15 protein-coding genes and 1 pseudogene are annotated in these 14,498 nt (G+C 46.9%); 9 read left to right on the top strand and 7 right to left on the bottom strand.

Annotation, left to right across the window (positions count from 1 at the left end):
* Window positions 1-93: 93 nt before the first annotated feature.
* Both deoD and DC345_RS20375 read left to right on the top strand, forming a co-directional pair.
* A complete protein-coding gene (gene deoD, locus DC345_RS20380) occupies window positions 94-801 on the top strand; it encodes a purine-nucleoside phosphorylase (protein ID WP_113054644.1) in 708 nt (235 codons plus the stop codon).
* Between the two features lie 300 nt (window positions 802-1,101).
* Entirely contained in the window at window positions 1,102-2,403 is a 1,302-nt protein-coding gene (locus DC345_RS20375) for a pyrimidine-nucleoside phosphorylase (protein ID WP_113054643.1), read from the top strand.
* An 85-nt stretch (window positions 2,404-2,488) separates the two neighbouring features.
* On the opposite strand, the gene DC345_RS20370 is transcribed toward DC345_RS20375, so the two are convergent.
* Both DC345_RS20370 and DC345_RS20365 read right to left on the bottom strand, forming a co-directional pair.
* The gene (locus tag DC345_RS20370; protein ID WP_113054642.1) at window positions 2,489-3,472 is read right to left on the bottom strand and encodes a TIGR03943 family putative permease subunit; all 984 of its coding nucleotides are present in this window, start codon (window positions 3,470-3,472) and stop codon (window positions 2,489-2,491) included.
* A 39-nt stretch (window positions 3,473-3,511) separates the two neighbouring features.
* The gene (locus DC345_RS20365; RefSeq protein WP_113054641.1) at window positions 3,512-4,546 is read right to left on the bottom strand and encodes a permease; all 1,035 of its coding nucleotides are present in this window, start codon (window positions 4,544-4,546) and stop codon (window positions 3,512-3,514) included.
* 275 nt (window positions 4,547-4,821) lie between these two features.
* Between DC345_RS20365 and DC345_RS20360 the strand changes: the two are divergent.
* The 7 genes and pseudogenes from DC345_RS20360 to DC345_RS20330 all read left to right on the top strand — a co-directional run bounded on the left by DC345_RS20360 (window position 4,822) and on the right by DC345_RS20330 (window position 10,332).
* Window positions 4,822-6,016, top strand: a pseudogene (locus DC345_RS20360) (GTP-binding protein).
* Window positions 6,017-6,090: 74 nt separating this feature from the next.
* Window positions 6,091-6,240, top strand: a complete 150-nt coding sequence (rpmG, locus tag DC345_RS20355) for a 50S ribosomal protein L33 (protein WP_024631975.1) — start codon at window positions 6,091-6,093, stop codon at window positions 6,238-6,240.
* A gap of 49 nt (window positions 6,241-6,289) precedes the next feature.
* On the top strand, window positions 6,290-6,997 hold the full coding sequence (locus DC345_RS20350) for a metal ABC transporter ATP-binding protein (RefSeq protein WP_064638091.1): 708 nt from the start codon (window positions 6,290-6,292) through the stop codon (window positions 6,995-6,997).
* Window positions 6,943-7,836: a metal ABC transporter permease gene (locus DC345_RS20345; RefSeq protein ID WP_113054640.1), complete on the top strand. Its 894-nt coding sequence runs from the start codon at window positions 6,943-6,945 to the stop codon at window positions 7,834-7,836. Before DC345_RS20350 ends, DC345_RS20345 begins: the two co-directional genes overlap by 55 nt.
* Window positions 7,823-8,899, top strand: coding sequence for a metal ABC transporter substrate-binding protein (locus tag DC345_RS20340; RefSeq protein ID WP_113054639.1), 1,077 nt, complete (start codon window positions 7,823-7,825; stop codon window positions 8,897-8,899). The genes DC345_RS20345 and DC345_RS20340 overlap by 14 nt, the downstream gene beginning before the upstream one ends.
* 201 nt (window positions 8,900-9,100) lie before the next feature.
* Window positions 9,101-9,577: a hypothetical protein gene (locus tag DC345_RS20335; protein ID WP_113054638.1), complete on the top strand. Its 477-nt coding sequence runs from the start codon at window positions 9,101-9,103 to the stop codon at window positions 9,575-9,577.
* Window positions 9,578-9,624: 47 nt separating this feature from the next.
* A complete protein-coding gene (locus tag DC345_RS20330) occupies window positions 9,625-10,332 on the top strand; it encodes a M50 family metallopeptidase (protein WP_110000202.1) in 708 nt (235 codons plus the stop codon).
* A 59-nt stretch (window positions 10,333-10,391) separates the two neighbouring features.
* On the opposite strand, the gene DC345_RS20325 is transcribed toward DC345_RS20330, so the two are convergent.
* The 5 genes from DC345_RS20325 to DC345_RS20305 all read right to left on the bottom strand — a co-directional run bounded on the left by DC345_RS20325 (window position 10,392) and on the right by DC345_RS20305 (window position 14,455).
* A complete protein-coding gene (locus DC345_RS20325) occupies window positions 10,392-10,763 on the bottom strand; it encodes a DUF4363 family protein (protein ID WP_110000203.1) in 372 nt (123 codons plus the stop codon).
* A 23-nt stretch (window positions 10,764-10,786) separates the two neighbouring features.
* Complete coding sequence (locus DC345_RS20320; RefSeq protein ID WP_113054637.1) at window positions 10,787-11,515, bottom strand: DUF421 domain-containing protein; 729 nt, start codon at window positions 11,513-11,515, stop codon at window positions 10,787-10,789.
* A gap of 233 nt (window positions 11,516-11,748) precedes the next feature.
* A complete protein-coding gene (locus DC345_RS20315) occupies window positions 11,749-12,612 on the bottom strand; it encodes an SDR family oxidoreductase (protein WP_113054636.1) in 864 nt (287 codons plus the stop codon).
* A complete protein-coding gene (gene uxuA, locus DC345_RS20310) occupies window positions 12,609-13,676 on the bottom strand; it encodes a mannonate dehydratase (protein WP_113054635.1) in 1,068 nt (355 codons plus the stop codon). Before uxuA ends, DC345_RS20315 begins: the two co-directional genes overlap by 4 nt.
* A 47-nt stretch (window positions 13,677-13,723) precedes the next feature.
* Window positions 13,724-14,455, bottom strand: coding sequence for a GntR family transcriptional regulator (locus tag DC345_RS20305; protein WP_113054634.1), 732 nt, complete (start codon window positions 14,453-14,455; stop codon window positions 13,724-13,726).
* Between the last annotated feature and the right edge of the window lie 43 nt (window positions 14,456-14,498).

The raw sequence follows: 14,498 nt of genomic DNA, 5'->3' as shown, positions 1-14,498 counted from the left end.
TAAAAGTCGGACAGGATGACCGTGGGGGCAGCTTCGGCTGCTCCGGTTCCTGACCTTCATTCAATCATATGGATAACTGGAGGAGATTTAATCATGAGTACACATATTGGAGCTAAACCCGGAGATATTGCAGAAACAATCCTTTTGCCAGGAGATCCATTGCGTGCAAAATTTATTGCAGATACGTACCTTGAAGATGTCGTTTGTTACAACGAAGTTCGCGGAATGCTCGGATTTACGGGTACATATCAAGGACACCGTATCTCGGTGCAAGGCTCTGGAATGGGTATTCCATCGTTCAGCATCTATGCCAACGAACTGATCAGCGAATACGGTGTAAAAAACCTAATTCGTGTTGGAACTTGCGGAGGTATGCAACAACACGTTCGCGTTCGTGATGTTATCCTTGCTCAAGCTTCATGTACCGATTCCAGTATGAACAAGCTCGTATTTGGTGGATATGATTTTTCCCCGATCGCGACGTTCTCCCTACTGAAAGAAGCCTATGACCGCGCAACTGCCAAAGGCATGAAAATCCATGTCGGTAACGTGTTCAGTTCCGATTCATTCTATCGTGACGACCGTTCCGTGACTGAGAAATTGATGCAGCACGGCGTACTGGGCGTTGAGATGGAAACAACTGCACTGTACACACTCGCAGCCAAATTTGGCGTAAATGCACTGACGATCCTGACGGTAAGTGATCACTTGCTGACAGGTGAAGAGACATCCGCCGAAGAGCGCCAAAAAACGTTCAACGACATGATGGTAGTAGCACTGGAAACAGCAATCACGCTGTAATTGTTGCATTTTATATTCAAATCAGTTGATTTTAATCGAAACTTTTGTTCCACGAGCGTAGTGGAGGAAACGGAATCGATTCTGTAGAAGCGAAGCGTTCGCCCTATTACAAAAAAACATAAAATTTACACGATAACGAAGAGGGCAGAAAAAACCTGAAGAAGCGAAGCGTCCGCCTTTATCACCGGATTTTCCCTTTAAAAAAGGGAATCAGAAAAATCTGGGGATAACAGCGGTTGGAAGGTTGTTCTGCCATCGAAGTGACCCGTGTAAATCACCCACAACGAAGGAGAGATCATCATGAGAATGGTAGACATTATTGCTAAGAAACGCGACGGAAAAGAATTGACAACAGCTGAGATTGACTTTGTTGTTCAAGGATATACACAAGGCGAAATCCCGGATTATCAAGTCAGCGCTTGGGCGATGGCTGTATTCTTCAAGGATATGACCGACAAGGAACGCGCAGATTTGACGATGTCCATGGTGAACTCGGGCGAGACCATTGATCTGTCAGCAATTGAAGGTATCAAAGTAGACAAGCACTCCACGGGAGGCGTTGGTGATACTACAACGCTGGTACTGGCACCGCTTGTTGCTGCTCTGGATGTTCCAGTTGCCAAAATGTCCGGACGTGGATTGGGTCACACGGGTGGTACAACAGACAAACTGGAATCTGTTGCAGGTTTCCACGTGGAGTTGGAGAAAGAAGAGTTCATCCGACTCGTTAACGAACATAAAGTTGCCGTTATCGGTCAGAGTGGCAACCTCACGCCGGCAGACAAAAAGCTCTATGCATTGCGTGACGTTACAGCTACCGTTAACTCTATCCCACTGATCGCCAGCTCCATCATGAGTAAGAAAATTGCTGCAGGTGCCGATGCGATCGTATTGGATGTCAAAACAGGTGCTGGCGCATTCATGAAGACCACAGAAGATGCAAAAGAACTGGCACATGCCATGGTAAGCATCGGTAACAATGTAGGACGTAAAACAATGGCCGTTATTTCCGATATGTCCCAACCATTGGGTCTCGCTATCGGTAACGCGCTTGAAGTGAAAGAAGCCATTCTTACGCTGCAAGGTAAAGGACCGAAGGATCTGGAAGAACTCTGTCTGGCGCTTGGACGTCAAATGGTATTCCTTGCTGGCAAAGCTGACTCCCTGGAACATGCTGAGGAGAAATTGAAAGAAGTGATCCAGAACGGTAAAGCACTGGATAAATTCAAAGACTTTCTGGCAAATCAAGGCGGAGACGCTTCAGTTGTAGATCACCCGGATCGCTTGCCACAAGCCAAATATTTGGTTGAAGTACCAGCGGATAAAGACGGATATGTAGCTGGTATCGTCGCTGACGAAATCGGTACTGCTGCAATGCTGCTCGGCGCAGGTCGTGCAACAAAAGAATCCGAGATCGATCTTGCTGTGGGCTTGATGCTCAACAAAAAAGTGGGTGACCAAGTTAAAGCTGGCGAATCACTCGTAACGATCCATGCCAATCGTGAAGACGTAGCAGACGTAATCGCGAAAATCAAAGAGAACATTACTATTGCTGACCATGCGGATGCTCCTGTATTGGTCCATGATATTGTAACTGAATAATATATCAGGCAAACAAGTTTAATCTTATGCCTGAATCAAATTTAAAGCCCTGAAGCTGTGCGTTCCATAGCTTCGGGGCTTTTACTTATTCATTTTGCAACTTATCATACGTCACAATTGAATCTGCACTGGTGTAAATGTAAGGGGTGGATGGCTGATCGACCGGAGTTACCTTCGTCGCCCGAATCTCAATGGTGTCTTCGCCATTCACTTGAGCAGAACCAATGGTGCCATCGATTTGTACCCAACTGTCTGTAGGAAAGCTGTCTGCATTCGGGACATGAATCATCACGCCAAAGGGCGCAGCGTCTGCCGGGCAGCACATCACGAGAAATCGCCCTAATGCAAAATGAGATTCATGCTCCATGCTTTTGTCTCGATATACAAACCCGGTAAGGCTTATGGCCTTGCCTGCAAATTGTCGTTGGAACATGTCGATGGACCCTAATGTCTCGGAGAAGATTTCAGGATATACCTTAATGACCGATTCCGCATATAACTTCTCAGCGAGTTCGGCAAATTCACGACTATACTCATCCGGAGGAACGAATTGTACTTTCGTGGCAGGCACAGATGATTCAACATTTGCAGTTTTTTTGGATAGATCTTTAATATCCAATTCTGCTGCATCTGGTAAGGGTTCTTTTCGACGAATCTCGGGAGGTCCATAGGTTAGGGACATGCCTTTTTGACTGGCCATGGAACTGCCTAGTGCCTGATCCGGCAAAAGAAAACCAAGTACTAATGGAATGGCAATCAATCCGTACATTAGCGAGCTGCGTACCCATCCTGAAGGAGGCGGATGCTCACAATCGCAATGGATCTCGCTATTACCAAACAGTCCGTGCCAGGCCATGATGGCGGCAATAAATAAAAAGGGAACAGGGCAGCAGAGAAGCAATCGCTGCATTGTCGGCGCCAAGTAATAATGAAGAGAATCCGTTGTATTCAAATGAATGATGTATACAGCGAGCCCGCCGATCCACAGCGCACGAATCAGGTTATGCCATTGGATAGGATGAGATTTGGTAACCGGAGCTTTGGTCACTGTATAACCAGGATGGTTCATGTAAGCACCTCTTTTGATCAGATATTATACTCAAAACTGTCATGCCAAAAGGTTAATCAACCACGACCCTGCGAAAACCAAAGCAATAATGGCCAAGCTCAGGCCAATAACAAACCGGGTGCGGAAGGTGGAGAGCAGCATCAATGTGCTTTTAAAATCAAGCATTGGACCGAGAACGAGAAAGGATAACAGCGGTCCTAATGCAAACGTGTGAGAGAAGGCAGAGGCTACGAATGCATCTGATGTTGAACAGAGAGACAATACATACGCAAAACCCATCATGAAGGCATAGGAGGCGACAGGTCCGTTACCTAGAGAAATGAGATCACTGCGGCTGATAAAGGTTTGGATGCAGGCTGTAATAAGAGCGCCAATGACCAAATATTTGCTCATATCGACAAATTCGTCACCTGCATGGATGAAAAAGCTGCGCCAGTTTTTATCGTGCACGTGATCATGATCGGCTGAATGGGAATGAGGTTGTACCATTTTAAATCCGGGATGTGTCTTGACCTCGGTCACTGTAGCCTTCGGTTTACGCAATGGATTCTGGCGGACGAACATATAGACCAGACCCCCGATGGAAGCTGCTACAGCAAAGGCCAGTCCCATACGGGCGATCGTAATTTCGGGATGGGAAGGAAAAGCGAGCAGGGTTGCGGTAAAAACAATGGGATTTACAACAGGACCGCTAAGAATAAAGGTCACCGCGATATAAGGCGGCATGCCTTTGTGCATCAACCGTCGCACGACCGGAATCATGCCACATTCGCAGATGGGAAAAATGATTCCCAGCAGCCCCGCTACCAGAACTCCCCCTACGGGGTTCTTGGGTGTTAGTTTGCGAATCATTTCCTCCGAAACAAACCATTGCATTAGCGAAGACAACAGCACTCCTATAAGCAGAAAAGGAACGGCTTCGAGAAAAATGCTGATGAATACCGTTTTCATATTTTGTAAGGCTTCACTGTTCCATGCTTCTTTCAGATTGGGAGCCATCGTGATCAACACGGGAACAAGAAATGCACAAGGAATCAGGAATGACAGGAGCTTAAGATTGGCTGCCATTTTCATGGGATAGACCTCCAGAACCGGGACTTTGGTAAAATATATGCTTGTACCGTCCGCATCATACTCGTTCTCGTTAATTAATCGACATTTTTACGATTTACATATCTGGACCTTGAAAACTTCTAATATTGACAAAAGAAATGACATTCAGGTATAGTTTGTTTTGTTAATCGTAATAATTACTATTAATTATTATTTTTAGCCCATTAGTGGAGTGGAAGCTACAAATCATTCCGATTTTTTAGTTTTAAGAGGATAAATGGAAGGGAGTCATTGAAATGAAAGAACAACAGGTACAACCCCGAGTTCCGGTGACGGTATTAAGTGGATATCTGGGAGCAGGCAAAACGACATTACTGAACCACGTGCTCCATAATCGCGAGGGCATGCGAGTTGCTGTCATTGTGAATGACCTGAGTGAAGTGAACATTGATGCTGGCTTGATCCGGGATGGTGGTGGATTGTCACGTATTGATGAGAAGCTGGTGGAGATGTCTAATGGCTGCATCTGCTGCACGCTGCGGGAGGATTTGCTGAAAGAGGTGGAGCGGCTTGCGCTGGACGGTTCTTTTGACATTGATTGAATCGACAGGCATTGGAGAGCCAGTACCCGTTGCCCAGACGTTTACATATATTGATGAAGAGCTGGGGATTGATTTAACGAAATTTACGCGGCTCGACACGATGGTAACGGTAGTGGATGCTGCTCAGTTCTGGCGTGACTTCTATTCCAAAGAAACGTTGAAGGATCGGGGGCAGGAAGCGGGAGAGGATGATGTAAGGGGGATCGTTCATCTGCTGACGGATCAGGTTGAATTCTGTGATGTGCTGATTTTGAACAAGTGCGATCTGGTATCGGAAGAAGAGCTGCTCAAACTTGAGAAAGCACTACATGCGATGCAGCCGGAAGCCCGACTTATTCGCACCACTCATGGGCAGATTGACCCGAGGGAGATATTGAATACCGGACGGTTTGATTTTGAAAAAGCAAGCCAGTCTGCGGGCTGGATCCGCGAATTAATGAAGGAAGAACACACGCCCGAGACAGAGGAGTATGGCATTCACTCATTTGTTTACCATCGGAAACGTCCGTTTCATCCGGAGCGTTTGCTGCGTTGGATTGCGAAATGGCCTGATAGCATTGTACGTTCCAAAGGCTTAATGTGGCTGGCCACGCGTAACCATATGGCGGTGTCGTTCAGTCATGCGGGAACATCCAAACAGTTGGGACCAGCCGGATTGTGGGTAGGCGCAATGAGTGACGAAGAGCGACACATGCATTTTGGTGATACACTTCCACCGATTCCGGATTGGGATGAGCAGTGGGGTGATCGGGTAACGAAACTGGTGTTCATCGGGATAGACATGGACCGATTGGAGATCGAACGGACATTAGATGAGACACTGCTAACCGACGAAGAGATGCTGATGAACTGGCGAGAACTGAAAGATCCATTTCCAGCATGGAGTTGACAAACGTAAAAGCATGGGCTAAACTCATTAAATAGTAATTATTACGATTAGAAAAAATCAGAGGAGGCCATTCCATGAGAGTCATTGTAACCTTAGCTTGCACCGAGTGCGGAGATCGCAACTATACAACAACCAAGAACAAGCGTAACCATCCGGAACGGATCGAATTGAAGAAATATTCACCACGATTGAAGAAGATGACCATTCACCGGGAAACCAGATAAATTTTTTTGTCATTTTTACATCGTAATATTTACGAAAAGAGGAAAAACCATGATTTTATCTTCCATGCGTGATGTGGTATTTGGATACGGCAAAGAGCCAGTCATTGATCAACTGTCGCTGGATATCCATGTGGGGGAGTTTGTCGGCATTACAGGACCGAATGGTTCTGCGAAGACAACCATGCTGAAATTGCTGCTGGGGCTGTTACAGCCTTGGAGCGGCACGGTACATATGAATGCGGAGTCCGTACGTGGCAGTAAGCTGAACATCGGATATGTACCCCAACAGGTCGCATCGTTCAACAGTGGATTTCCCAGTACGGTGATCGAACTGGTGCGATCCGGATGTTACCGCAAACTCGGTTTGTTCCGCAGATTCACAATCGAGCAGGAAGCCATTGTGGAACGCAGCTTGCGGGAAGTCGGCATGTGGGAATACCGCAACGCTCGGGTTGGCGAACTGTCTGGTGGACAAAAGCAGCGAATCTGCATTGCCAGAGCCTTGGCAGGCCAGCCGCAGGTGCTTGTACTGGATGAGCCGACTACAGGCATGGACCGGCGCAGCCGTGAAGGGTTCTATGATCTGATGCGCCATTATGCAGACGTCCATGGACTGACCATTATTATGGTCACCCATGGATTGGAAGAGATGGGCAACCGGTTGGACCGGACGATTACCCTGGAGCGGCAAGAAAGTGAGGAATGGCAGTGTTTGAGTACGAATTCATGCAGCGTGCTTTCTGGGCAGGCGGACTGATCGGAGTCATTGCTCCAATTTTAGGAGTTTATCTGATGCTGCGACGGCAGGTGCTGATGGCGGATACGTTATCCCATGTTTCATTGGCAGGGGTTGCCCTGGGTTCCGTGTTGAATCTTGATCCGGTGATCTGTGGATTTGCGATTGCGATTATCGGCGCATTGCTGGTGGAACAACTCCGGCGGAATTACCTGACATATAGCGAGGTGCCTGTAGCAATTATTATGACGTCGGGTCTGGCCCTTGCTGTGGTGCTCATGAGTCTGAAAACCAATCTGTCCAAGACATTCAGCTCCTACCTGTTTGGTTCCATCGTTGCAGTTAGTGATATGCAGTTGTGGATTATGGCGGCTGTGTGCGTCATCGGACTGATTTTTTTCATCGTGCTCCGAAGACCATTGTACAATTTGACGTTTGATGAAGAGACAGCTTCGATTGGAGGCATTCAGGTTAAAGGGTTGTCCTTTGCCTTTGCCGTTCTGACAGGAATGACCGTTGCTTCAGCCATGCCGATTGTCGGCGTATTGCTAGTGTCTGCTTTAATTGTACTGCCCGCTGCCCTGGCACTTAGATTGTCACGCAGCTTTGCTGCAGCGATCCTTATTGCAGTCGTCACCGGATTAATCGGTATCTTTAGCGGACTAACAACCTCTTACCATCTAAACACACCACCGGGGGGAACGATTGCTCTCATCCTGTTGGTCTTTCTATTGATTGGAATATCAGCACAAAAGCTGATTGGACGATATAACCGTAAACGTCATCGTAAAGAGAGAAAACAACAACGTGCAACTCTATTCATACATTCAAGGGAGAATACGCCACATGAAATTCAATAAAAAATCTGCTCTCGCTCTATTGTTCAGTCTTACACTTATCGTTGCCGGTTGTGGACAAAATCAATCCGCTTCCGATTCCAGCACCAGCTCAAACACGCCGGTACCAACAGAGACTGAAGAAGCCAAACTGAACGTTGAAGTCAGCTTTTATCCGATGTACGAATTCACCAAAAATGTAGCAGGTGATCTGGCTAATGTTCATACACTCGTTCCAGCGGGTATGGAGCCGCATGATTGGGAGCCGACACCACAGGATATTGCGAGCATCGAAAAAGCGGATGTGCTTGTCTATAATGGGGCAGGAATGGAATCCTGGATCGATCAAGTTACGGATAGTCTGAGCAATGCCAAACTCATTCAAGTGGAAGCGAGTCATGGAATCGATCTGCTGGAAGGATCGGAAGAAGATGAGCATGATCACGAACATGGCGATACAACGGATGCACATAACCATGCGGATGAAGCCACAACTGAGGAGCATGATCACGATCATGACGCTGAGGCAGAAGAAGGACATACACATGATCATGATCACGGTGGACTTGATCCCCACGTATGGTTGTCACCTGCACTTGCCGTGAAGGAAGTGCGGAATATCGAAGCTGGACTCGCACAGGCTGCGCCTGAACATGCAGAGCAATTCAAGCAAAATGCCGATGCCTACATTGCCAAACTGGAGGCACTGGATCAGGATTTCAAAGCAGCTGTAGCAGACAGCAAACGTAAAGATTTCATCACACAGCATGCAGCATTCGGATATCTTGCACAGGAATATGGTCTGCAGCAAGTACCGATTGCCGGTCTGTCTCCTGAACAAGAGCCTTCCGCTGCGCAAATGGCATCCGTTATTGATTTTGCCAAGGAGCATCAGGTGAAGACAATTTTCTTTGAAACATTGGTTTCATCCAAAGTGTCAGAGACTATCGCCAACGAAGTAGGTGCCAAAACGGCTGTGTTGAACCCGATTGAAGGGTTGACGGAAGAGGAGATCGCTGCTGGAATGGATTACATCGGCGTAATGCGGCAGAATTTGGAGGCACTGAAACTGGCGCTGAATGAATAGCGTTGTTGCTTCTTATCAAGTTGAATTTACGAAAAAAGAAAACCCATTTGATGCATGTCATCGAAAAAGGTACAATAATACAACATGCTGAGGAATGGCACAGCCATTCCTTCGCCTTTGGCCACGCAGAGAGCACAGGGATGTGCTCTTTTCGCTGTTCAAGGTGACGGAGATCATGCGGGGAACGGGAGGAAACGCATTATGGATTTACATGAAGAACAGGAAGTACTGTTAAGCCAGCAACCTACCCATTTATGGAGAAGACGCAAGCTCGAGTTAATGCAGTGGACGGAACGCGAAAAGCAGACCGTGGCAGCGAAGAGAACAGAGATTTGGAACGATGTCGAAGTAGATGCTGAGCTTGTCGCTGCCTTGACTTTGCTTCACAGAGCAGGTGTACGTACCGAGTTTTCTTGCGCTGGTGTAAGCCCACTCGATGAGCCGATAGATCATTCTCTTTATGCTTATGTTACACTTGTTCAAAACGAGGCAGCCGATCGATTTGTGAACTTTGCGCTGTCGAAGATGCGGAGCAGATTGCTTGCTACGCTGGAGACAGGAACGGGGCGGTATGATCTGTCTTCTTTTTTCATCGGCCATAACCGGAGTTTCTGCTGGTGGATGCAATATTGCGCCGCACATTTTACGGATCGAAACGATTACAGTGTAGCCACGTAGTACAGTGATAGGCATTTTTACTTGTAGGCAAGGGAGGTAGGACCCGATTGAATAAATGGCTCAAAACCATACTGTTTCTGGTGGGTTCAGCGCTACTGACCCGCTTTATCCCATTTTCTTCATTGTTCCGTAACCTGGATACGATGATTCACGAATTTGGCCATGCGCTGGTAACACTGTTGTTATCAGGCAAAGTATTGCGCATTGAATTGTACGCAGATCACAGCGGCGTTACCTATTCATCCATGCTGACACCAGGCAGATCGATATTGGTTTCGTTAGCGGGGTATGTCACGGCGTCTCTCTTTGCCTGGCTGCTATTCTATCTTTACCGGAAGGGACGACACATGTGGGGGCTCGGCATTATGACGGGTGTAGCTCTTGTATCGCTTCTCTTCTATGTAAGGGGAGAATTCGGCATGCTCTGGCTTACAGGCTTTAGTGCGCTGAATGTTGTGATTATGATCTTTGGTGCCAAAATCGCAAAATTCTATTATTTATTATTGGCTTTCCTCACACTGGAAGAGTCCGTAGTTAGTGCCATGTACGTTGGACTAATGTCCTGGACACAACCGTCCCGGGCAGGGGATGCAGCCAATCTGGCTCAGCAGACATTTCTGCCAGCGCTGTTCTGGGGAACGTTGTTTGCATTGTTTGCACTGTGGTGTGCGAAGGGGGCACTTACGCTCTTTTTCCGAAAAGAAAGCACGGCCCGCACGTCAAAATCCCGTGGATTGCGCGGGCGTAATGTTTAGAAAGAAGAAAAGGCACTTCCTTTTTCATTAAAGGAGAGTGCCTTTTTGGTGTCTTGGGGTCAATCTCCAAGATTGTCCCATAACACATAAAAGTAATAAATTTCTTCCATGATCGCCTTATCATCCTCTGCGGCAATACCGCCCTTCATCCGGGCAAGCGTACCCAGAATATCGTAAATCGTCTCACGCTCCACACTGAACTGTATGCGATTGACGATCTTGTCCCAGGCTTTCATCGCGTAATCGATTTGGGACTTGGCTTCAGTCCATTTTTTGCCCTCAACCTGTTTCTGCAAGGTTTGTACCGATTCGAGCAAGCGATCATCAGCACCAAAGGGCTTTTTGAGAAGGGCTCCGCTTGCCATTATCGCAACGAACACAAGAATGAGGCAGATCGGAAGCACATACAGCAACCAGAAACGCGTTTTCATTCCATCGCCTCCTTCATGTAAATTTAGAAAGGCCCCTCATAATCGCCCATATCGATTTTTTCAGTAATCTTGTCCTTAAATAGATCAATATACAATTTATCGTTAGGCAATATGGCGGCAAAAGCAATATCCTGTATTGTCACTTTTTGCTTCTTAAGCTGCTCGCTGAGCCAATTTGTATCTTTGTTTCGTTCCGCCAGATTTTGCTTAATCAGCACGCCATCAATGATAATCTCGGTCATCAGCTTATTCTTAGGAGGATGCATATGCATGTCTTTGGCCGTTACAGGTTGATTCTCAGGTTTCAACACAACAGAGAGACTTCCATCCGGTTCAAGAATCGCATAATCCAGCGTAGTGATGTCAAATACATCCTTTTGCCGCAGCATCATGGTCAATTCGTCGAATTTCACCCGCATTTTATGCAGGTTCTGTTCAAGAATTTTACCGTTCTGGATAACCAGTGTAGGGTCGGAGTCCATCAGTTTGGAAATGGTACGATTTTTCAGCGTAATATACTGAAAGATAATCGTGATGATGGTAAAAATGGTCAAGGCCACAAAATGAATCCACGCCTTGGAAGATAGATCAGTCGCAAATGTACCTGCGATGGAACCGATCGTAATACCGTTAATGTAATCAAAATACGTCAAGTTGCCCATTTGTTGTTTGCCCAGCACCCTCGTATAGATAATTAGGGTCAGAAAGGCGATAATTGATCGCACAGCAACAACCCATGTTTCTTCCATCATGTATGTATCACCTTCCTTCGCTTCGTCTTACAAATTGAAAACGTGAATGCTTTGAACCAATTTTTAATTCCACCCAGCATAGTAGTGGACTATAACAAGCTTTTCCTAGGCAGGATAATCTTATTCTTGAACGCAAAAAACCGAAACCTGGCTAAGTGCTCCAGGCTTCGGTTAATCATTCAACACATATCTTTAATTCGGTCAATCCATGTAAGAGTAAAATAGAATAGAGATCATACACCCGAATAAGCCATAAACCCACCATCCACAGGAATAACCGTACCTGTAACAAAACCGGACTGACGTTCATCTGCTAGCCACATCAGCGTGCCCAGAAGATCTTCCGGTTTGCCGAAGCGGCGCATTGGCGTGTGCGCAATGATTTTGCTTGAACGTTCGGTCGGTGAGCCATCCGGCTTAAGCAGCAGATTACGATTTTGTTCAGTCAGGAAAAACCCTGGTGCAATGGCGTTTACCCGGATTCCCGATTCGGCCAGATGTACCGCAAGCCATTGCGTGAAATTGTTAATCGCCGCTTTCGCTGCACTGTACGCAGGAACTTTGGTCATGGGCGAAGGGGCACTCATGGACGAAATATTAATGACGGTAGCTGGAACATCACGTTCAATCATTTGTCTTGCGAAGATTTGGGTAGGGATGAGGGACCCAACAAAATTCAGATCCATCACCTGACGGAATCCTTCGACACTTACATCAAAAAAAGTAGTGACGTCCGGTTGCTCCAAATCTTCCTGTCTGAAAATTTCATTCGTGGTATTGGCGCTGGCATGGTTGCCGCCCGCTCCGTTAATAAGGATATCGCAAGGTCCAAGCTTTTCCTGAACAACAGCCGCTGCCGCTATTACACTATCGGCCTGGGTCACATCACAAGCTACCGCGATCGCTTTTCCACCTGCCGCCTCGATTGCCGTAACAACTTCTTCCCCTTTGGATACGGTACGGTTCAGAATGGCTACACTTGCACCATGTCGCGCGAGCTCTTCAGCCATGGAACGACATAGAACACCAGCCCCACCAGTAATTACAGCTATTCTGCCTTCCAGACGGCTTGATCTTTCTTTGGCAAAGTCACTCATGCTTTTGACCTCCTTTGCAGGGAGTCCCAGACGCCCCACAGATACATAATTCCCAGAGCACGATCATAGAGTCCATATCCTGGTCTGCATTGTTCTCCCCAGAGATGACGTCCATGGTCCGGTCGTGCATAACCTTCAAATCCAATATCGTGATAAGCTTCCACAACACCGGCAATATCGACATTTCCATCCTGACTTCGGTGGGATGTCTCGATAAAGTCTCCATTATCGTAGATTTTGACATTACGGATATGGGCAAAAGGAATACGGTCCTTGAACTCGTGAATCATGCCGATAATATCATTGTTCGGATTAGCCCCCAGAGAGCCGCTGCACAACGTTACACTATTGTAAGGGCTATCATAGAGGTTCAGATATCTGCGAACATTGTCTTGACTCGTAATAATCTTCGGCAGACCAAAGATCGGCCATGGCGGATCATCCGGATGAATGGCCATTCGAATACCTAACCGTTCAGCAGTAGGAATGATTTCCTGCAGGAAATAACGAGCGTGTTCCCACATATGATCCTCGGTTACATCCTTATAGGCTTCGAACAGACCTGTTAAATACTGCAATCGTTCCGGTTCCCAGCCTGGCATAGTTAAAGCCGAATTCTCGGTAATCCGGCTTACCAGTTCAAGAGGCTCAATATCGGCGAGTTTGCTGTGTTCGTAGAAGAGGGCAGTAGAGCCATCTTCCATCTCCTTATGCATATCGGTACGCAGCCAATCGAAGATCGGCATGAAATTATAACAGATGACTTTGACGCCTACCTGGGCGAGTTTTTCCATCGTTTTTTTGTAATTCTCAATATATTGATCACGTGTAGGCAGGCCGAGTTTGATGTCTTCATGAACATTAACACTTTCAACAACATCCAGATGCAATCCGGCTTTGTCGGCAGCAGCTTTCACTTCCAGAATTTTGTCCATGGGCCATTCCTCACCTGCAGGAACATCATGCAGCGCCCATACAATGCCTTCAACACCAGGAATCTGCCGGATATGGTCAAGTGTTACGGTATCATTGCCTTCTCCAAACCAGCGAAAAACCATTCTCATCACATTCACCTCATCAAGATTAGTTTAAAGAACAGGTAGATCCATCATTATTGAAAATAGGAAGGGTATGTATCCTGCAGGACAGCCAGATCCGTAACGGTCAAATGCAGATGTTCCTGCATCATGTGCTCCGCCGTTTGGGCATCGTGCTGTTGTATCGCCTGAACCATGGACCGATGCTGCTCAAGCAAGTGATCCCACTGATGATCCGAAGACAGGCGGAGCATTCGGCTCCGGTTCAGATGCACGTTCATGTGCTGGATCACGGACCAGGTGTTTTTTTTGTTGCAGCCTGCAAAGAGAGTACTATGGAATTCCTCATCCAATCCGAACATTCGTTCATCATCCGGTTCAAGTATGCATTCCTGCTGCTGTGCAAGGTTTTGCTCCAGTATTTTCATGTGTTCATCTGGAAATTGCACGCATGCAAGCCGTATGACGGCCCGCTCAAGCTGTTCACGCATGAAACGAGCTTCCTCCACGAGATCAACTTGAATCAATGATACATAGGTACCTCGCTGCGGATAAACTTCCAGCAGACCTTCCTGAGCTAATCGGACAAAGCTTTCTCGAACAGGGGTCCGACTTACATTGAACTCAAGCGAGATCTCTTTCTCCGAGATGGCGGTGCCGGGAGGCAGCTTCAAACTCAGAATCAACTGCTTCAACGTTGTATAGACAGCCTCACGAGAAGAGAATGCCTGTTTGTTCAGAGAAGACGGGTTTATTAAGGATGATAATAATTCGGCTTTGGACGAAGACCTAGGGGGAAATTCCATATTCTCAACTCCTTCAAGGATATACTACCATACTTGTATGGTA

The organism is Paenibacillus taichungensis (assembly GCF_003287275.1).
Lineage (GTDB): Bacteria > Bacillota > Bacilli > Paenibacillales > Paenibacillaceae > Paenibacillus > Paenibacillus taichungensis_A.
Note: the sequence above shows the minus strand (reverse complement) of the source record. Positions and strands in the feature narration are given on the sequence as shown.